This window comes from Pseudoxanthomonas sp. 22568 (genome assembly GCF_052044485.1).
GTDB lineage: Bacteria > Pseudomonadota > Gammaproteobacteria > Xanthomonadales > Xanthomonadaceae > Pseudoxanthomonas_A > Pseudoxanthomonas_A beigongshangi.
Genome location: NZ_JBQENC010000003.1, coordinates 1 through 18,189, shown reverse-complemented (window position 1 = coordinate 18,189; position 18,189 = coordinate 1). Strand labels below are relative to the sequence as shown.

At 70.3% G+C, this 18,189-nt stretch carries 18 protein-coding genes and 1 riboswitch; all 18 genes read right to left on the bottom strand.

All coding sequences use genetic code 11. From position 1 onward, the window contains the following. Window positions 1–155: 155 nt before the first annotated feature. Window positions 156–689, bottom strand: coding sequence for a histidine phosphatase family protein (locus ACTJI2_RS04375; protein ID WP_318289349.1), 534 nt, complete (start codon window positions 687–689; stop codon window positions 156–158). A gap of 32 nt (window positions 690–721) precedes the next feature. Then, window positions 722–1,255: a bifunctional adenosylcobinamide kinase/adenosylcobinamide-phosphate guanylyltransferase gene (cobU, locus tag ACTJI2_RS04370; protein WP_318289041.1), complete on the bottom strand. Its 534-nt coding sequence runs from the start codon at window positions 1,253–1,255 to the stop codon at window positions 722–724. Next, window positions 1,252–2,724 (bottom strand): cobyric acid synthase, encoded by a 1,473-nt coding sequence (locus ACTJI2_RS04365; protein ID WP_318289040.1) that lies wholly within the window; start codon window positions 2,722–2,724, stop codon window positions 1,252–1,254. The genes cobU and ACTJI2_RS04365 overlap by 4 nt, the downstream gene beginning before the upstream one ends. Continuing rightward, window positions 2,721–3,716: a threonine-phosphate decarboxylase CobD gene (cobD, locus tag ACTJI2_RS04360; protein WP_318289039.1), complete on the bottom strand. Its 996-nt coding sequence runs from the start codon at window positions 3,714–3,716 to the stop codon at window positions 2,721–2,723. Before cobD ends, ACTJI2_RS04365 begins: the two co-directional genes overlap by 4 nt. Further along, window positions 3,709–4,635 carry an adenosylcobinamide-phosphate synthase CbiB gene (gene cbiB / locus ACTJI2_RS04355; RefSeq protein WP_318289038.1) on the bottom strand — a complete coding sequence of 309 codons (927 nt, stop codon included), beginning with the start codon at window positions 4,633–4,635 and terminating at the stop codon, window positions 3,709–3,711. Before cbiB ends, cobD begins: the two co-directional genes overlap by 8 nt. Further along, window positions 4,632–5,930: a cobyrinate a,c-diamide synthase gene (locus ACTJI2_RS04350; RefSeq protein ID WP_318289037.1), complete on the bottom strand. Its 1,299-nt coding sequence runs from the start codon at window positions 5,928–5,930 to the stop codon at window positions 4,632–4,634. The genes cbiB and ACTJI2_RS04350 overlap by 4 nt, the downstream gene beginning before the upstream one ends. A gap of 3 nt (window positions 5,931–5,933) precedes the next feature. Continuing rightward, window positions 5,934–6,560: a cob(I)yrinic acid a,c-diamide adenosyltransferase gene (cobO, locus tag ACTJI2_RS04345; protein ID WP_318289036.1), complete on the bottom strand. Its 627-nt coding sequence runs from the start codon at window positions 6,558–6,560 to the stop codon at window positions 5,934–5,936. After that, a complete protein-coding gene (locus ACTJI2_RS04340; protein WP_318289348.1) occupies window positions 6,557–7,081 on the bottom strand; it encodes a hypothetical protein in 525 nt (174 codons plus the stop codon). The genes cobO and ACTJI2_RS04340 overlap by 4 nt, the downstream gene beginning before the upstream one ends. Window positions 7,082–7,191: 110 nt before the next feature. Beyond that, entirely contained in the window at window positions 7,192–7,764 is a 573-nt protein-coding gene (locus ACTJI2_RS04335; protein WP_440841231.1) for a hypothetical protein, read from the bottom strand. A gap of 12 nt (window positions 7,765–7,776) precedes the next feature. Further along, entirely contained in the window at window positions 7,777–9,636 is a 1,860-nt protein-coding gene (gene btuB / locus ACTJI2_RS04330) for a TonB-dependent vitamin B12 receptor (protein WP_440841230.1), read from the bottom strand. Window positions 9,637–9,747: 111 nt separating this feature from the next. Next, window positions 9,748–9,983: riboswitch (cobalamin riboswitch) on the bottom strand. 62 nt (window positions 9,984–10,045) lie between these two features. Then, complete coding sequence (locus ACTJI2_RS04325; RefSeq protein WP_440841229.1) at window positions 10,046–10,672, bottom strand: OmpH family outer membrane protein; 627 nt, start codon at window positions 10,670–10,672, stop codon at window positions 10,046–10,048. 42 nt (window positions 10,673–10,714) lie between these two features. Next, window positions 10,715–11,470 carry a SapC family protein gene (locus ACTJI2_RS04320; RefSeq protein ID WP_440841228.1) on the bottom strand — a complete coding sequence of 252 codons (756 nt, stop codon included), beginning with the start codon at window positions 11,468–11,470 and terminating at the stop codon, window positions 10,715–10,717. Between the two features lie 49 nt (window positions 11,471–11,519). Next, the gene (locus tag ACTJI2_RS04315; RefSeq protein ID WP_440841227.1) at window positions 11,520–11,843 is read right to left on the bottom strand and encodes a hypothetical protein; all 324 of its coding nucleotides are present in this window, start codon (window positions 11,841–11,843) and stop codon (window positions 11,520–11,522) included. 65 nt (window positions 11,844–11,908) lie between these two features. Beyond that, complete coding sequence (locus ACTJI2_RS04310) at window positions 11,909–13,621, bottom strand: putative porin (protein ID WP_440841226.1); 1,713 nt, start codon at window positions 13,619–13,621, stop codon at window positions 11,909–11,911. A gap of 64 nt (window positions 13,622–13,685) precedes the next feature. After that, complete coding sequence (locus ACTJI2_RS04305) at window positions 13,686–14,375, bottom strand: TonB C-terminal domain-containing protein (RefSeq protein ID WP_203323832.1); 690 nt, start codon at window positions 14,373–14,375, stop codon at window positions 13,686–13,688. A gap of 4 nt (window positions 14,376–14,379) precedes the next feature. Then, on the bottom strand, window positions 14,380–14,790 hold the full coding sequence (locus tag ACTJI2_RS04300; protein ID WP_183645121.1) for an ExbD/TolR family protein: 411 nt from the start codon (window positions 14,788–14,790) through the stop codon (window positions 14,380–14,382). 10 nt (window positions 14,791–14,800) lie between these two features. Next, window positions 14,801–16,609 (bottom strand): DUF2341 domain-containing protein, encoded by a 1,809-nt coding sequence (locus tag ACTJI2_RS04295; protein WP_440841225.1) that lies wholly within the window; start codon window positions 16,607–16,609, stop codon window positions 14,801–14,803. 29 nt (window positions 16,610–16,638) lie between these two features. Beyond that, window positions 16,639–18,189, bottom strand: a 1,551-nt coding sequence (locus ACTJI2_RS04290; protein ID WP_440841224.1) for a ShlB/FhaC/HecB family hemolysin secretion/activation protein, incomplete at its 5' end; no start/stop codon positions are given.

Genomic DNA, 18,189 nt, shown 5'->3' with positions numbered 1-18,189 from the left:
TTCCCCAACAGTGACCGCTTCCTTATTTGGATCGATTCAAGCGGGTAGGCGCGAGATTAGTACCACAGGGTTTTGCCCGGCGCATGCTGCCTTGCAGCAAGCCTGGGCCCGCTCCCCGCCCTGCCTGCCATCGCCGCCAGCCGGACGATGGCGTTTCATCGCCCGGCTGGCGGCCAGGCCAACGGATGCAGCGAGGCGTGATCCACGGGGATGCCCGCCATCTCGCCGAAATCGCGGCCCTCCACCAGACACCGCAACAGGCGAATCGCCGCACCGTGGGTCAGGACAAGGACGCGCCGTCCGTGTGATTCGGCGGCAATTTCGTCCAGCGCGGCGGACAGGCGTTCCCGGAACGCTGCGAAGGGTTCCGCGCCCGGCGGGGGGAAACGCACCGGATCCGACCAGTACGCGTGCAGCGCGTCGGGAGAGGTCGTTTGCAGTGTTTCGATCGGCACGCCCTGCCATTCGCCGAAGTGGTACTCGGCCAGTCGCGCATCCAGCCGCAGCGGCAACCCGCGCCGGACCGCCAGTTCGGTCGCGAACGCCGCGCAGCGCCGCAGCGTGGAAGCCACGATCGCATCCCAGTGCCGACCGGCGACCGCCGTGCGCAATTGCGCCCAGCCCATCGGCGAAAGCGCGTCATCGAGCTGTCCGCGATAACTGATGCGACCGGTGTCGCCATGCCGCATCAACTCGACACCGGGCGCGACCGCGCCAGGGCTCACGGCAGGCTTCCCTTGAGCGCCAGCGGCAGACCTGCGGCGACGAACACCACCCGTCCGCAACGCTCCGCCAGCGCCTGGTGCAGTCGCCCGGCCTCGTCCACGAACCGGCGGCTCAGTTCGCCCATCGGCACCACGCCAGATCCGACTTCATTGCTGACCATCAGGATCTCGCCCGGCAAGCCCGGCAACGTGTCCAGCAGCGCTTCCCGCTCGCGTTCGAACGCCTCGCCTTCCGCGTCGATCAGCAGGTTGCTCAACCACAGGGTGAGGCAGTCCACCAGCAGGCAGCGATCCGCTGCCGCATGCCGGGCCAGGGTCGCGGCGAGTTCGATGGGCGTTTCCACGCAGGCCCAGTCGGCCGGACGCCGGACGCGATGGTGGGCGATGCGCGCGGCCATTTCATCATCGCCGATACGCGCGGTGGCGATGTAGGTGACCGCATGCCCGCAGGTCCGCGCCCAGCGTTCGGCCAGCGCGCTCTTGCCGGATCGCACGCCCCCCAGAATCAGCGTGTGTCGTGGAGGGTTCATGCGTTCTCCCGTCCCAGCAGCCGGTGCAACGCGGCGGTGTCCAGGTGCGCTTCCACCGCGTCGGCCAGACGATCGATGGCGCTCTCGCGCAGTGCCTGCATGTCCACGGGGGCGGCCCGCTCCAGGCCCGCCCATCGCAACAGCGCGGCCAGCGCCGGTGGCGAATCGAACAGGCCATGCAGGTAAGTGCCGAGGATCTGGTCGTCGTCCGAACGCGCGCCATCGGCGCGTCCCTGCTCCAGCGTGATCGGCGCGGACGCCAGCGCGACACCGCGACTGACGCCGCAATGGATCTCGTATCCACTGACAGGCGCCGCGTCGTCCGCCAGGGCGAGCATGCCGCGCACGTTCCGCAGTTGCTTGCCGGCTTCCAGGGTCGTCTCGATATCCAGCCAGCCCAGCCCCGCGCTGGATCCCGGCGCGCCCTCGATGCCCTCGGGATCGTGGATGCGCCGGCCCAGCATCTGGAAGCCGCCGCAGATGCCGATCACCTTGCCGCCGTAGCGCAGGTGCCGGGCCAGTGCCACCTCCCATCCCTGTTCGCGCAGCCAGGCAAGATCGGCGCGGGTGGACTTGCTGCCCGGCAGGACGATCAGGTCGCAGTGCGGCGGCGATTGCCCCGGGCCGACGAACCGGCAATCCACCTGCGGATGCGCACGCAGCGCGTCCAGATCGGTGTGGTTGCTGATGCGCGGCAATGCCGGTACCGCCACCCGCAAGCGGGCTTCGGGCTTGTCGGCGACGGCGACGGGCAGCGCGTCCTCGGCTTCCAGATGCAGGCCCTGCAGGTTAGGCAGCACGCCGAGCACCGGCTTGCCGGTTTCGCGCTCCAGCCAGGCCAATCCCGGTTCGAGCAGGGAAATGTCGCCGCGGAAACGGTTGATGACGAAACCCTTGACCCGCCGCCGCTCGCTTTCCGACAGCAACGCAAGGGTGCCGACCAGATGCGCGAACACGCCGCCGCGATCGATGTCGGCCACCAGGATCACCGGGCAATCGACGGCCTCCGCATAGCCCATGTTGGCGATGTCGTTGGCGCGCAGGTTGATTTCCGCCGGGCTACCGGCGCCCTCCACCACCACCGCGTCGTAGCCGGCGCACAGCCGCGCGTGCGAGGCGAGCACCGCTTCCAGCGCCACCCGCTTGTACTCGTGATACGCGCTGGCCCCCAGGCGCGCGACCGAGCGTCCATGCACGATGACCTGCGCACCGGTGTCGCTGTCGGGCTTGAGCAGCACGGGGTTGAAATCCGTATGCGGCGCCAGCCCGCACGCCTGCGCCTGTACCGCCTGCGCGCGCCCGATTTCGCCGCCGTCCACCGTGACCGCCGAGTTGAGTGCCATGTTCTGCGGCTTGAACGGCGCCACCCGCACGCCCTGGCGTTGCAGCCAGCGGCACAGCGCGGTGACCAGCGTGCTCTTGCCGGCATCGGACGTGCAGCCCTGCACCATCAGCACGCGCGCGTTCATGCGATGGCTTCCGCGTGGATGCCGGCGAGTGCGTCGCGCAGGCGCAGGAACCCCGCCTCATCCGCCGGCAGGCCGAAGCGCAGGCTGGCCGGCGTGTCGAACAACCGGGTCAGGATGCCGCGCCGCGCCAGCGCCTCGTGCAGTGCGCGCGCATCGGCGTGACGGCACCACTGGAACAGCGCGCATCCGCCGGCCGGTTCAAGCCCGGCCGCACGCAGGATTCCGGAAAGCCGCTCGCCGGCGGCCCGCAAGCGCGGACGCGCCGACGCCTGCCAGGCCTTGTCGGCCAGCGCCAGCCGCAGCGCATGGCGGCTGGGACCGCTCAACGTCCAGGGTCCCAGCCGTTCGCGCAATGCGTCCAGCAGCAGGGGCGATGCGCAGACGAATCCCGCCCGCGCGCCGGCCATCCCGAAGAACTTGCCGACCGAGCGCAGCACGATCAGGCCTTCCCGCGCGGTTTCGGCGCACAGGCTGGCGTCCGGCTCGACATCGATGAAGGCTTCGTCGACCACCAGCCAGCCGCCACGCGCAGCCACGCTCGCGTGCAGATCGAGCAGCTGCCCGGAGGTGAAGCGCTCGCCGCCAGGATTGTTGGGATGAATCAACACCACCACGTCGAAGCGACGCGCCTGCGCAAGCAGTTCCCCGGCAGGCAGGCTCGCCACCTCGTGCCAGGCGCGCCGCCATGCATGCGCGTGTTCGGCGTAACCGGGTGCGATGACGCCCACCCGCGAGGGCACCCGCAACTGCGGCAAGGCCTGGATCGCCGCCTGCGAACCGGCGACCGGCAGCAGATCCGGCGCACCGTAGTACGCACGCGCGGTTTCGATCAGGCCATCGTCATCCTCCGGCAGTCGGTGCCAGACCGATGCCGGCAGTTCCGGCACCGGCCACGGAAACGGGCTGACACCGGTGGACAGGTCCAGCCAGTCCGACGCCGGGATTCCGTATTGCCGCGCGGCGCGCAGCAGGCGTCCGCCATGTTCAAGCATGCAGCATCTCCCGTCCGAGTCCGATGATCAGCGCGATCGCCAACCACAGCACCACGCCGCGGTTCACCAATCGTCGCGCCGCCGCGATGCCGGCCCCGTCCGCCGCCCTGCCCTCGCCCAGCGGCGGACGTTGCTGCCAGACACCGTGATATGGCGCCGGTCCGCCCAACCGGACTCCCAGCGCGCCCGCGCCCGCCGCCATCACCGGCCCGGCGTTGGGACTCTTCCATTGCCTCGCCTGCGCACGCCAGCAACGCAGCGCGCCGGCGGTCCGGCCCAGCAACGCGTAGGTCAGCGCGGTGAGCCGCGCGGGCAGCAGATTCAGCAGGTCGTCCAGCCGCGCGGCGACCCAGCCGAAACGCAGATGGCGCGGGGTTCGATAACCCCACATCGCGTCGAGCGTGTTCGCCAGCCGATACAGCACCACGCCGGGCGCGCCGAGCACGGCAAACCAGAACAACGCACCGAACACCGCGTCGCTGCCGTTCTCCAGCACCGATTCGGTGGCCGCCGCGGCCACCTGCGAGGCATCGAGTCCGCCGGTGTCGCGGCTGACCATGCGTCCGACCGCCTGGCGCGCGGCGTCCAGCTCGGCGGCCGCCAATGCATCCTCCACCGCACGCGCGTGTTCGCCCAGACTGCGCCGGCCGATGGCCAGGTACAGCATGACCGCCGCGAACGCGGCCGCGAGCCATGGGAGTTCCTGTCGCAGCCAGACGTCCACGCCTGCGACCACGGCCACCGGCGGAAGCACCGCCACGCTCCACGCGAGCACACCCGCGCCGCGCGCATCACGATGCAGGCGATGTTCGAGCCAGTCCGCCCAGCGCCCGAATCCCACCAGCGGATGCCAACGACGGGGTTCACCCAGCAAAGTGTCCAGGCCGACGCCGGCCAGCATCGCCAGCACCGGCGTCATGGCAGGAACAACCGCAGCGCGGCCTGCGGATTCGACGGGAAATAGAAGTGGACGAAACTGGCGGTGAGGCGGCGATCCCGATGGACGGTTTCCCGGCTGGGACCACCATTCGGGTTGCTGGCAACGGCGAGCGGAACGGAGGCCAACTCCGCGCGGGCATAGTGGAACGTGTGTCCGCGCAGCACGCCTTCGGGCAGTTCGAGCGATTGCAGGCCCAGCGCGGCCAGGCGCGGCTGCATGGCCGCTTCGCCCGCCATGAGTCCGGCCATGGCGGCACGCTCGCCGTTCTTGCCGGTCAGTGCCTCCAGGACGAACAGCATGCCGCCGCATTCGGCCAGCAGCGGCTTGCCGGCATCGCGGTGCGCGCGCAGCGCGGCGTGCAGTGCATGCTGTTGCGACAGCGTCGCCAGATGCAGTTCCGGATAACCGCCGGGCAGCCAGACCGCGTCGCAGTCGGGCAGGGACTCGCCCGCCAGCGGCGAGAAGAAACGCAGGTCCGCGCCCGCCGCGCGCAGCAGATCCAGGTTGGCCGGATACAGGAAGCAGAACGCCGCATCGCGGGCGATCGCGATGCGCAGGCCGCGCAGCAATGGCGGCATGGGTTCGATATCCACCGGCGCGAACGTCACCGGCGGCGGCAAGGCCGTGGTCGCATGAACGCCCCAGGCATCGGCCAGGGCATCCAGCCGCGCGTCGATGTCCCCGAGTTCACCGGCCGATACCAGGCCGAGGTGGCGCTCCGGCAACGCCAGTTGCGCATCGCGCGGCAACGCGCCCAGCCAGTGCAGATCCGCCGGCAGGCTGCCGCGCAGCAGATCGGCGTGATGGGCGCTGCCGATGCGATTGGCGGCCACGCCATGCACGGCCAGATCTTCGCGATAGCGCGCCAACCCCGTCGCCAGCGCGCCGAAGGTCTGCGCCATCGCCGATCCGTCGATGACCGCCAGCACCGGCACGCCCAGCGCCTGCGCCAGATCCGCGCTGGAGGGCGATCCGTCGAACAGACCCATGACGCCCTCGATCAGGATCAGGTCGGCTTCGCCCGCCGCCGCGTGCAGGCGTGCGCGCACGTCGGCCTCGCCGGTCATCCAGAGATCCAACTGGTAGGCCGGCGCTCCGCTGGCACGTTCCAGCACCATCGGATCCAGGAAGTCCGGACCGGTCTTGAATACCCGCACGCGACGGCCCTGGCGATGGTGCCAGCGGGCCAGCGCGGCGGTCACGCTGGTCTTGCCCTGCCCCGAAGCGGGCGCGGAGACCAGCAATGCCGGACAGCGGAAGGTTTCGGAATCCATGGTCTACAGTTCGATGCCGTGCTGGGCCTTGATACCCGCCTTGAACGCATGCTTGATCAGGCGCATCTCGGTGACCGTGTCGGCCGCGTCGATCAGTGCCTGCGGCGCGCCGCGTCCGGTGACGACCACGTGCTGGCGCGGCGGTCGCGCGACCAGCGCCGCGAGCACCTGGTCCAACGGCACGTAATCCTTGTTCAGGGCGATGTTGAGTTCGTCGAGCAGGACGAAATCATAGGCCGGATCCGACAGCATCCGCGCGGCCTCTTGCCAGGCCGCGCCGGCCGCGGCGATGTCGCGCTCGCGATCCTGGGTTTCCCAGGTGAAGCCCTCACCCATCACCCGATAATCGACGTCCTCGCCGAAGCGACGGAAGAACGCCTCCTCGCCGGTGGAAAAGCTGCCCTTGATGAATTGCACGACCCCGCAATGGAAGCCGTGTCCCAGGCTGCGCGCCAGCATGCCGAAACCGGAGGAACTCTTGCCCTTGCCGTTGCCGGTGTTCACCACCAGCACGCCGCGATCGATGGTGGCGCGGGCGACCCGGCGATCGACCAGTTCCTTCTTGCGTTGGGCGCGTTCGCGATAGTGCTCCTCCTCGCTCAGGCCGCGGCGTTCCGAACCGCGGCTCATGCCGGGCTGCCCTGGCGGGAGGCGGCGCGTGCGGCCAGCCCGCGAAGGCACGCGCGAACCAGGAAAGCGACGCCCACGTAACCGGCCAGCGTGCCCAGGGCGCGCGGATAGTAGTGCGGAATACGGGCGAGGAAGCCATCCAGGGTCGGCTCCGGATAGCGCCCGGAGAAGAAGTAGAAGCCGCCCTTGGACAACAGGTAGGCCACGCTCGCCGTCACCGCCAGCGTCAATGCCAAGCGCGGTACCGTGCCCACGCTGTCCCGGTGCAGCCCGCGATAGGCATGGCCGCCCAGCCATAGCGCCGCGTAGGCGAACGCCAACGCCCAGTAAGCCGGCGACAGGCACCAGTCGGTGATGGTGCCGTTGGCGAGGCTGCTGAAATCCAGCAGCGACGACAGCACGAAGAACGCAGGCAGCGTCCACATCGGCCGCAGCAGCGCGCCAGCCAGGAAGAACACCGCCCACGACGCGCTGGGCAGCGCATCCACGCTGGCGAAGTGCTGGCCGCGGGTGGCGATCATCAGCAGCGCCAGGGCGATGCCGGTGAGGATCTGCGCACGTGTGGACGCCAGCGGCAACGCGGGTTCGGATACGACGGACAAGGGTTTTGCGGACATCGCGGTTCTCCTGATCAGGTGCCGAGGGAGGCGGGACGACGACGGGTGGCCAGCAACAGGCCGTGCACCAGTAGTGCGCTGGCCACGTAGGTCAGCGTGGTCCGCACGAACAGCGGTCCCCACTGCCAGATCCGCGCCAGGTACTGCGACCATTCCGGATTCGGGTAGCGCCCGCCCAGCCAGTAGAACGCGCCGTTGGAAATCAGGAACGACAGCGAGGCGCAGGCCAGCGCCACCAGCAGCGCGCCGCACAGCCCGCGCCAGTCCTGCGCCATCCGCGGCGCGTAGGCGCGCCCGCCGTACCAGAGCACCGCGTAGGCCGGCAACAGGAAGGCGTAGGCCGGTGTCACGCAGAAATCACTGACGCCGGCCAGTTCCACCGCGGCCCAGTCGATGCCCACCGCCAGCCCCAGCAAGCCCAGGAACGGCAGGTGTCCGCGCAGGTACAGGCCCCCCAGGAAGAAGATCGCCATCGACGCGTCCGGCAGATGCAGGACATCACCGAAGTGATGGTAGCGGGTGGCGATCATCAGGACCGCGAAGGTGGCGAGCAGGCCCGAATGGAAAGGCCGTGACAGTGGTTTCATCTTGCGCTCCGGTCAATGGGTGGCGGGCTGGTAACGGATGGTCAACAACCAGGTCCGTCCCGGCTGGTTGTAGAGCGCGGCGGTTTCGTAGCGCTTGTCGAACACGTTGGAGGCTGCCAGTTGCAACTGCCACGCCGGCGTCAGCGTGTAGCCCAGGCGCAGGTCGACCAGCCCGTACCCGCCCAGGCGGGTGGTGTTGGCGAGGTTGTCGTAACGCTCACCCACGCCTACCGCGCTGGCACCCACGCTGAACGCGCCGAAGCGGCGATCCGCATCGATGCGGGCGCTGCTTCGTGCCCGTCGCGGCAGCAGGTTGTCGCGGTTGGGATTGTCGCCATCGTTGCGCGGATCCAGCCGGGTCAGGCTGGCGCGCAGATCCCAGTCCGCCAGTCGCACCGCGCCTTCGGCCTCGATGCCGCGGATGCGCGCGCGATCGATGTTGTTGGGGCCGCCGGAGTCGCCCAGCGAAGCGTCGAACGCGATCATGTCGTCGATGCGCGTCTCGTAGGCATGCAGCGCCCATCGCGCGCGACCGTGATCGCCGCGCAGGCTCAACTCGACGCTGCGCGAGGTTTCCGGGCCGAGTTCCGGGTTGCCGTAGCCCGGGAAGTAGAGCTCGTTGAAGGTCGGAGCCTTGAAGCCGGTTCCGTAGCTGGCGCCCAGGCGCAGCTGTTCGGTGAAGTCCCAACCCCATTGCAGGCTGCCCGTGGTCTCGCCGCCGAACTGGCTGTCGTCGTCGCGGCGCAGGCTGGCCTGCAACGACTGCCGGCCGAACGCCTGCTGCCATTGGCCAAACACACCGCGATTGATCCGGCGATCACGCGCGTAGCGGGTGTTGCTGTCCACCTCGTCGCCGGACCAGTCGTAGCCCAGGCTCAACAGTCCCGCGCCGACACCGAGATCGGCCTGCAACGAGCCCAGCTTGCGGCGGGTGTCGAAGTGGGAGGAATACACGCCATCGAGGAAGTTCTCGCTCAGGTCCGCGCTGGCGCCGGCGCTGGCGGTGATGCGCATCCGATCGCTGGCCGCATAACGCACGAGCCCCCCGATCACCTGCTGGACCGTGTCGGCCTCGTTGTTGAGGCTGCCGTCGTATTCGTTGCGACCTTCGGCACGGAACAACCGCAGTTCCGCGTCCCAATGCTCGTCGAACCGATAGCCGCCCTGCGCGGTCAGCGAGGCGTTGCGATAGCCATCGCGATCCGGATCGAAGTTGCGCCGGCCACGATAGGCGTTGATGCCGTCGGTGTCCTGGTGCGCGGCCTGGATCGCATACCAGCCGCCCCGCTCGGCATCGCCGCTGCGCCCGCCGATGCCGGCGGAGGCGCGTCGGGTCCGTTCGCTGCCGACGCTCGCGCTGAAGTTGGGCTGGAACGAGCCCTGCGGCCGACGGGTGAAGATCTGGATCACGCCGCCCAGCGCCTCGGATCCGTACAGGCTGGAGAATGGTCCGCGCACGATTTCGATGCGCTCGATCTGCTCGACGGGAATGTCCTGCAGCGATGCGCCGCCACTGGTGGCCGACCCCAGCTTGATGCCGTCGACCAGCACCAGCACGTGATCGGATTCGGTGCCGCGCAGGAACAGCGACGTGGACTTGCCCGGACCGCCGTTGTTGGCCAGCGACAGGCCCGCGCGGCCAGTCAGCAGATCCGGCAGCGAGGCCGGCTGCAGGCGCTCGATCTCCTCGCGATCGATCACGGTGACCGCGGCCAGGGTCTGGTCCTGGGTCCGCGCGGTACGCGTCGCGGTGACGATCACGCCATCCAGATCGGTGGCCGGCGCTTCGGCGAAGGCCGGGGCGGTGAAGCAAAGGGAAGGCAACAACGAAACCGCCAGGATCTGGCGGTGGAACGACGACTGCGGATGCACTGACACACTCCTTGACCGCGCCTGCCCGCGCGGAAGCGATGGAAAAGGACAGGCGGAAAGAGAGTGCTATGGCGACCGGAAACGAGCCGGCCTCCATGACATCGCCCACCGCATGTCACGCCGCTCAAAGGCCGGTCTCCGGGCTCGCGAGTGAAGCCGGGAAAGATCCGTGCTTCCGGTCCGCGCCTTCCCATGCATCAAGCACAGTGGCTGTTGCGGTACCTTGTCTCGCCTACCGTTGCGGGGGCAGCTCCGGAATTGCCGATCGTGCGAACACGATCCGGCGCACCGGATTCCCGTTTCAACCACCGGCCAGGCCGGCGGTCACCTCAGGCGGCGCGAGTATAGCAGTTGATGGCAGTGTGGCCCCGGCGCCGTGGCGTGCGCCGGAGCGGCCGCGCGTCGCGGCTCAGCGCTTGCCCGGTGCGGGCGTCGCGGCGGGCGTGGCGGACTCGCGTTGCAGCGTGACCGGAATCGACTTGACCCGCGCATCCAGCGCCTTGACCACGTCGGCGGTCAGGTCGTGGCTCATGTTGCCGGCCAGCACCATGCCGCGATCCAGCAGCACGCCGCAGCCGTGGCGCTGGTAGGCCTCGGCGATGAGCGGCTGGGCGGCGGTGGAGATCCGTTCCAGCACCGATGCGCGGGTCGCCTCGATCTCGCGCGAGCGCTGGCTGGCGCGCTGCTGCACGGCCTGCGCTTCCTGCACCGCCTTGCTCTGCTCGGGGGTGAACTTGTCGGCGGAAATGTTGCCGCGCACGCCCACGCGGATCAGTTCCGCCTCAGCGCGGGTCTTGTCGCGTTCGATCTCGGCCTGGGCGTCGGTCACCAGTTTCTGCAACTGCACGCCCGCGTCCTTGCCGGCGACCGCGTTGGAGAACACCGCTTCGCGGCTGAGGTAGCAGACACCGGCGACGACCGGGCCTTCGAGCGAGGCCGTCGCGCCGCCAGCCGCCTGCGCGTAGGCGCCATTGGCCGCAGTGAGCGTCACGGCGAGAGTGAGGAAACGGAGTGTGTTGGAGGAATTCTTGCACATGGGAATGTTGTCGTCGTCCGGTTGACAGAAGTGGGGTTTCAATCAGGGGGCCAGCAGGTCGTTGAAGCGGCCCAGCGACGCCAGGTGGAAGTGCACCAGCGCCAGCCAGCCCTTGCGATGCCAATCGACGATCACCGCGTCCGGCAGCGCGGCGAATTTTTCGCCGTCGACCACCTGGAAGCCATCGACGCTGCTGCGGCGTCCATCCGCGAAGGCGATGTTGGCGCTGCGTTCGATCAGCAGCCCCTGCTCGGCCAGCGCGGCGGCGAAGGTACGGGTGGCCTGGTCCTCGCGGGTGAAGGTGTCGCAGAACTGCAGCGCCTGCCTGGTCAGCTCGCTCGGCTCGCCGTTCTCGAACAGCGGATTGCCCTCCTCGCCCGACGGGATCACCGCGTCGGAGCCGGCATCGATGGCCAGCACGTAGCCTTCCGGATCCCGGGTCTGCACGAACACGAACGGATAGCGGCGCACGTAGGCCGGCACGTACGCGCCGTCGGTCCAGGTGTCGCCGTTGACGAAGCGGTTGCGTCCGGCTTCCACGCCCAGCACCGCCAGCGGGGTGTTGTCCGGGCCGGCGAACACCAGCGGATAGCTGCGCGCGGCGGCGGCGAATTCGCCGATCACCACCGGTACGGAATTGCTGGCGGCGGCGAAGCCGACGCCGGTCGGGCGCACCCGCCACTGGGCGTGTTCGACCGAGGACAGTACGCGCGGCTCGCGATAGAACAGCGGCCAGGGATTGGCGGCGGCGGCGCCGTTGGATGCGACGGTGGCGGATTCGGGGTTCTGCGTGGTCATGGGATCTTCCATTCGTTTCTGTGATCGGGTTTGGAGGTGGATGCCTGCTTCAGCCGGGCGGCTCGAACCGGCCGCGCATGGCGTACAGGATCTGCTTGCCCTCGACGAAGGACTCGATGCATTCGCCGATGTCCTCCGGTGTCTGCCCAGATTGCCGCAAAACCATTTCAACCATATGCCGGCAGATGTCCGAATCGTGCTGCGCCCCCCAGACCTTGATCGGCAGGTAGAACCCCAGCGGCACCTTGCCGCGGGTGAGCAGGACGGGACCGTCCGCCACCAGTACGACCTCGGCGAACTTTTCGGTGAATTTTCTCAGCGAGATGAAGCCTTCTTTCACTTTTTCACTTCTTGGTTCGGGGGGACGATCCATGCCCTCCCCCATCAAGGCGGATGCCGACCGCTTCCGCGTCGCGGAAACGGCCGTGGCGTGCGGGGTCAGAACCCGGCATTGACCTCCAGCTGGAAGACGTCGATGGACAGCGGTGCGCCGCTGACTTCCTTGGCGGCCATCCAGCGGCCGGTCAACCAGACCTTGCGGTCGAAGGCGTAGGAGGCGCCCAGGTAGTAGCCCTTGGCGTTGGTGCCGCCGAGATGGAAATTGGAGTCGTTGAACCCGTCCGGCAGCGCGTCCGGGTCGATGCGCTTGTAGCCCAGCCAGGCGTTCCAGTCGCCGGCCTGGGCCAGGGCCAGGTCGCCGAAGGTGGCCTGGACCAGGTAGGCGGTGTCGCCGCTGTCCAGGTCGGCCACGGTGGGGGTGGCCCCGGCCGGGGTGGCCAGGTTGGTGACCAGCCCGCCGTGGGCGCGGGTCCACATCCGCTGCGGGTCATAGGCGGTGTTCTTGACCCCGTGGGCCTCCAGGCGCAGGCGGGTGCCGGCCAGGGCCGGGGTCTCCCAACTCAGGTTCACGTCCACCAACCTGAAATTGGCCGCCAGGCCCACGTACTGCGGCAGCGGGGTGTTGGCCGGGTCCAGCGGGTCCAGGGCGATGTTGCGCAGGAGCATGAGGGTGTTGCCCTTCTGCATGAACGCCGGGCGGGTGCCGTCGGTGCTGCAGACCTGGGCGCCGGCGTACAGCGCGCAGGGGGCCGAGTACTCGCCGGAGATGTTGCGGAACTGGTAGTAGGCCAGCGCCGCGCGCAGGGTCTGGTCCTCCCCGAAACGCCAGTTGGCGCCCACCTGCAGGCCGTTGAGCCACTTGTCGCGGCTGGCCTGCTTGTCCTGACTGGTGGCCGGGAAGTTGTCGGCCGAGTATTCCAGCGGGCTCAGGCCCAGGGTGGCGAACAGGTCCAGGCCCTGGCCCACGGCCCGTTCGTACTTGACCGCCAGGCCGTCGAAGTTGAGGTCGTTGGAGAACAGGATGTCGGTGGACCAGTAGGGGTTGGCGAAGCGTCCGCCGGTGAACTCCAGGCCCGGCAGCGGCGACCAGGCCAGCCAGGCCTGGTCCAGCCAGGCGTCCTTCTTGGCCAGGCCGCCGCCCAGGGTCTGGGTGGTGGAGACCGGGCCGTCGTCGTTGCCGGTGGCCAGGCGCACGCCGGCGCGGGTGTGTTCGCCCAGTTGGGCCAGCACGCCCAGGCGGGCGCGGATGCGCCAGGAGTTGTTGCGGTCCTGGCGGGTGTTGCGCAGCGGCGGCAGGTCCAGGTGGGTGTTGGGGTTGATGTCGTAGCCATCGCCGGCGTTGATGCGGGCCCAGTCGGTCTCGATGGTGCTGTTGCGTTCGGAGAACAGGCGCGACTCGTTGCGCACGCGCACATCGCCGGTGACCTGCACGCGCTGGGTCCACTCCGGCACCGCGTCCGGGGCGGCCCAGCGTTCGGCCTTGGCCTGGGCCAGCACTTCGGCCTTGACCTCCTCGCGGATGCCTTCGCGCACGGACTCGGGGATGTAGGGCACGCGCACCTCGCCCGGTTCCAGGGCCGGGCCGGCGGCGCTGGCGGCCGGGCGGGCGGCGGCCTCGCGGCGGGCTTCCTCCAGCAGGGCCTGGCCCACCTGGGGGGTGAGCGCGCCGCTGTCGATGAGGCCGCGGATGAGCTTGACCAGGGTGCTCTCGGCAGCCGGGGCCTCCTGGGCCTGGGCGGCGGTGGACAGGACCAGGGCCAGGCCGATGCCGGCGGCCAGGTGGCGCAGGCGGGAAAGGGGAAGACGGGTCATGGGCAACTCACAAGGCAGGAAAAAGGGGCGGGAAAAGGGGGCAGTGGTCGGGATGGGGGGCGGGTCAGCCGGCGGGCCGGCGGCCCTGCACCAGCACCCGGGCCGGGAAGGTCAGCGAGGCCGGCGGGCGTTCGTCCACCCGGCCCAGGGCGCGCACGGCCTCCAGCACGGCCTGGTCGGCGTCGGGGTTGCCGCTGCCGCGGGCCAGTTCGACCCGGCTCAGTTCCCCGCCGGGGCCGAGCCAGACGTGCAGGGTCAGCTGGAAGGCCAGCGGGCGCAGGCGTTCGTCGCGGGCGATGGCCTGCTGCAGGACGTAGCCCAGGTAGCGGCCGTAGGAGGCGTTGCCGGCGCCGCCGGCGCCGACCCCGCTCATGCCGCCGCCGCGACCGGACTGGATGCCGAAATTGTCGGTGCCGGCCTGGGCGTCGGCGTTCATGGTCACCGGGTCGGCGGTGTCCGGGGTGGGCGCCTCCTCGGCCGGCTTGGGCACGTCCTCCAGCGGCTCGGGCTCGGGCATGACCTCTTCCGGTTCCACTTCCGGTTCGGGTTCGGGCTCGGGTTCGGGCGGCGGCGGGGGCGGCGGCGGCAGGGTCAGCACCGGCACGGCGGCCACCGGCCGGCGGGTGCTGGCCGGGTCCTTGAGCAGCAGGTAGCCGACCAGGCCCACCAGCAGCGCGGCCAGCAGCAGCGCCCCGAGCAGGGCCGGCCAGCCCGCGCGCAGGCCGCGGCCGGGACGGGGGTCGGGCGCAGTCATGGCCTCACCCCTGCGCCTTGCCGGTGACCAGGCCGACCTGGGTCAGCTCGATGCGCCGCAGCAGGTCCAGCACTTCCACCACCCGGGCGTACTGCACCTGGGCATCGCCGCGCACGATGACCGGGAAGTCCGGGGTGATGGCCTGTTCGGTGCGCAGGCGCTGTTCCAGCTCGGCCAGGCTCACCGGGTAGGCGTCCAGGAAAATCTGCCCGGCGTTGTCGACCGTGATGGCCTTGGTCTGCGGCTTCTCCAGGGCCTGGCTGCTGCTGGCCTTGGGCAGGTTGACTTCAATGCCGGGGATGGTGGCGTTGCTGGTCAAAATGAAAATGACCAGCACCACCAGCAGCACGTCCACGAAGGGGGTGACGTTGATGCCCTTCTCGCGTTTTTTGACACCCAATCGCTTGGCGGCCATGGCGCGGTCCTCAGGCCCGCACCGAGTGCAGCACCGACGGCACCGGACCGGCGGCGTCGAACTCCTCGGCCAGGCGGGCGCTGAACTCGTCCACGAACACGGCCATGTCCGCGCCGATGGCCTCGGCGCGGGCGGCCAGCCAGTTGTAGCCAAACAGGGCCGGGATGGCCACGCCCAGGCCGGCGGCCGTGCACAGCAGCGCCGCGGCCATGCCCGGGGCCACCGAGTTGATGTCCACCGCCCCGGCCATGGCCGCCACCGCGAACACCAGCATGATGCCGATGACGGTGCCGAACAGGCCCACGTAGGGGGCGCCTTCAATGGTGGTGGACAGCCAGTTCATGCGCCGGCTCATGCGCTCGCCTTCGCGGATGACCTCGGCGTCCATGGCCGCGCGGATGGCCGCCAGCGCGGCCGCGCTCAGGCCGTGGGCGTGGGCCTGGCGGCCCTTGAGTTCGTCCATGGCGATGGCGTACAGCCGCCACAGGCTGGCGTGCTCGCGGATATCCGCGTCCAGGGTGCCCTGGCGGGCGCGTTCCTGCAGGCTGGCCGCCGGCAGGCCGGCCACCTGCTGGTACTGCACGGCGAAGGCCGCGTTGGCCCGGCTGACCCGCCCGAAATACCGCCCCTTGGCCAGCATGATGGCCCAGGACAGCAGCAGCATCAGCCCCAACACGATGACCACCACCCAGGCGTCCACCGGCATGGACTTCAAAATGAACCCGAAATGGCTCACCCCGGCGTTCTGTTCGTCCTCGCCCAGGCGCACCAGCCGCGCGGCCGGGCCCTGCGAGGCCACCTCGGCCAGCAGCGCGGCCGCCGGCCGGGCCACCTTGGACAGGCGCACCTCGTCCAGCGCGCCGGTGAACGGCGCGGCGGCCACCGCCCCGGCCGGGGCCGGGGTGCCTTCGCCGCCGACCCAGGCCGGACCGGCCAGCGCCGGCAGTGGGGTCTCCACCCGCGCCACTTCCCGCCCGCCCACGTACAGCACCACCGCCCCGGCGTCGGCGGTGAAGGCCAGATGGCTCCACTGCCCGCTCGGCAATGCGGCCACCGGCGCGCTGCGCGCCTGGTCCACCTGCACGAACGGCACCCCGTTGTCCACGCCCAGCCACAGCAGGTGCTCCCCGTCCCGGCGCAGGTACACGCTCTGGCCCGGACCGGCCGCCTCGGGCTTGACCCAGGCCGAGAAGCTCATCGTCCCGCCGGCCGGCACTGCCAGCGAGGCCGAGGCCGGCAGCTGGAAGGGCGCGGTGCCCAGTTGCGCGCCGCGGCCGATGAGGGCCGCCTCCAGCGCGGTCAACGGGCCGCTGGCGTGGTTGCCGTAGGCGGTGGTGTCCTGGACCTGGGCGGTGGTGCCGGCGAAGTGGTAGACGGCGGTGTAGTCCGGGTCGAACACCAGCTGGCCGTTGCCCGCGGCCGGGGCCTGCGGGTTGCCGTAGTACATCCACAGGGTCTGCGCCGCGCCCGGGGTCACCGCCGGCACGTCGACCCAGACCAGGGCCATGGCCGCGGCCGCGTCGTAGCGCTCGACCTGGTGGTTGAGCACGGTGTGCCCGTCGGCGGCGATGAAGCGCAGGTCCTGGCCGCCCTCGCCCACCCCGTCGAAGGCGAAGTTGCCCGCGTGCAGGCGCACCAGCACCGGCAGCCGGCCCGGGCCGGTGGCCAGGCCCGCGCCCTGCGGGCCGGCGTCCACCGTCAGCGGCTTGCGGTACTTCCAGTCGGCCTGCCACCAGGCCGGACCGGGTTCCTGGGCCCGGGCGCTGGCCTGCAGCGACAGGCCCAGCAGCATCAACAACAGGAGAAGGACGCGTTGCATGGAAAAATCTCCAGAAAAAGAAATGAGGGTCAGTAGCTGGCGCCGACGCTGACGTGCAGCCGGTCCGCGCCGCGGGTGGTGGTGGGCCCGTCCAGCAGGCTGTGGCCGTAGTCCAGGCGCACGTCGAAGTGCTCGCCCACCCGGAAGCTGGTGCCGACCCCCAGCGACGCCAGCGAGGCCTCGGCCTCCTGTTCGGGCAGTGGCCGGCGCAGGCCCAGCCAGGCCCCGTCCAGGTAGCCGTGGAAGCGCCACTCGCGCAGGCCCCAGCGGGTCAGCGGCGCGCTGCGCCACTCCAGGGTGAACATCGCCCCGTAGTCGCCGATGGCCTCGGCCGAGCGGTAGCCGCGGGTGGTGTACATGCCGCCGGCGGCGAACTGCTCGCCGGACACCAGCGGCTGGTCGGTCAGCTGCGCCGACACCCGCGCGTACCACTGCGCCCCGCTGGCGAGGCTGTAGGTGTCGCTGACATCGGCCTTGAGCACGAAGAAGCTGGCATCGGCATAGGCGCGCTTCCAGTCGAACGCGTCCGCCCCGCTGCCGTAGCCCAGCACGCTGCGCGCGCCGAACACCGCCTGCAGGCCCAGCGCGAACTGGTGCCGCTCGCCCTGGCGGAACCCGCTGTAGGCCAGGGTCACCGGCGCGTACTTCAGCGGCGCGAAGTCGCTGGCCATCCCGGTCAGGGCCACCGCCTCGTCCATGTCCTTGAAGTCCACCCCCAGCGTCCACTGGTGCCACCAGGCCCCGGCCTGCGGCAGGGTGTGGCTGAGCTTGAGGCCCACCGCGTGGCCCTTGCCGGTGACCTGGGTGGTGCCGCTGGAGACCACGTTGCTGTCGGAGCGGTAGCCGGCCACTTCCAGCTGCCAGTCCGGCCCGCCCAGCGGCAGCCGGTAGGACCCGGACCACACGCTGGCCTCGTCCACGTCCTCCGGGGCGGCGAACCAGGTCAGCGAGGCGCTGTGCTCGCGCTGCCACAAATTGTCGTGGCCCACGCTCAGGATGCTGCGCAGCGGGGTGGTGTCCACGCTGTGGTCGTTGTTGACCGTCAGGCTGGCCCGCCACGGCGCGGTGTCTTCCACCTTCAGGTCCACGTCCATGGTCCCCTCCGTGGCGCCGGGCTTGACCAGCGGCACCACCTGCCGGCGCGCGGTGCGGTTGAGCGCGGCCAGCTGGTCCTGGGCGCGGGTGAAGTCCGGCACCTGCCCGGTGGCCAGCGCCGGCACCGCCGCGCGCAACCGTGCCGGGTCGTGGTGCCGGGCCCCGACCACGTTCACCGTCCCGACCCGGGTCTGGGTCACCTGCAGCACCACCACCCCGCCGCTGACCTGCTGCTCGGGCAGGTCCACGTACACGGACTGGTAGCCGCGCTGCTGGTAGGCCGCCTGCAGCGCATCGCGCGCGGCCTCCACGTCGGCCAGCGTCCGCCCCGGGCCCAGGTACGGCATCACCGCCTGCTCAATCTCCCGCGCCGCCAGCACGCTGTTGCCGCGCACCCGGTACTCCTGGATGCTCACCCGCTGAACCGCTCCGCCCGGCGCGCTCGGCGCCTCCGGTGCCTCGGCTGCGGGCGGGGCGTCCTGCGC

Bases quoted from the DNA above. Each gene is read 5' to 3' on its own strand.
- ACTJI2_RS04320 (WP_440841228.1), bottom strand. From the start codon at position 11,470: ATGACCACGCAGAACCCCGAATCCGCCACCGTCGCATCCAACGGCGCC.
- cobU (WP_318289041.1), bottom strand. From the start codon at position 1,255: ATGAACCCTCCACGACACACGCTGATTCTGGGGGGCGTGCGATCCGGC.
- cobD (WP_318289039.1), bottom strand. From the start codon at position 3,716: ATGCTTGAACATGGCGGACGCCTGCTGCGCGCCGCGCGGCAATACGGA.
- ACTJI2_RS04315 (WP_440841227.1), bottom strand. From the start codon at position 11,843: ATGGATCGTCCCCCCGAACCAAGAAGTGAAAAAGTGAAAGAAGGCTTC.
- ACTJI2_RS04335 (WP_440841231.1), bottom strand. From the start codon at position 7,764: ATGAAACCACTGTCACGGCCTTTCCATTCGGGCCTGCTCGCCACCTTC.
- ACTJI2_RS04295 (WP_440841225.1), bottom strand. From the start codon at position 16,609: ATGCAACGCGTCCTTCTCCTGTTGTTGATGCTGCTGGGCCTGTCGCTG.
- cobO (WP_318289036.1), bottom strand. From the start codon at position 6,560: ATGAGCCGCGGTTCGGAACGCCGCGGCCTGAGCGAGGAGGAGCACTAT.
- ACTJI2_RS04365 (WP_318289040.1), bottom strand. From the start codon at position 2,724: ATGAACGCGCGCGTGCTGATGGTGCAGGGCTGCACGTCCGATGCCGGC.
- ACTJI2_RS04310 (WP_440841226.1), bottom strand. From the start codon at position 13,621: ATGACCCGTCTTCCCCTTTCCCGCCTGCGCCACCTGGCCGCCGGCATC.
- ACTJI2_RS04305 (WP_203323832.1), bottom strand. From the start codon at position 14,375: ATGACTGCGCCCGACCCCCGTCCCGGCCGCGGCCTGCGCGCGGGCTGG.
- ACTJI2_RS04300 (WP_183645121.1), bottom strand. From the start codon at position 14,790: ATGGCCGCCAAGCGATTGGGTGTCAAAAAACGCGAGAAGGGCATCAAC.
- cbiB (WP_318289038.1), bottom strand. From the start codon at position 4,635: ATGACGCCGGTGCTGGCGATGCTGGCCGGCGTCGGCCTGGACACTTTG.
- ACTJI2_RS04350 (WP_318289037.1), bottom strand. From the start codon at position 5,930: ATGGATTCCGAAACCTTCCGCTGTCCGGCATTGCTGGTCTCCGCGCCC.
- ACTJI2_RS04340 (WP_318289348.1), bottom strand. From the start codon at position 7,081: ATGATCGCCACCCGCGGCCAGCACTTCGCCAGCGTGGATGCGCTGCCC.
- ACTJI2_RS04325 (WP_440841229.1), bottom strand. From the start codon at position 10,672: ATGTGCAAGAATTCCTCCAACACACTCCGTTTCCTCACTCTCGCCGTG.
- ACTJI2_RS04375 (WP_318289349.1), bottom strand. From the start codon at position 689: ATGCGGCATGGCGACACCGGTCGCATCAGTTATCGCGGACAGCTCGAT.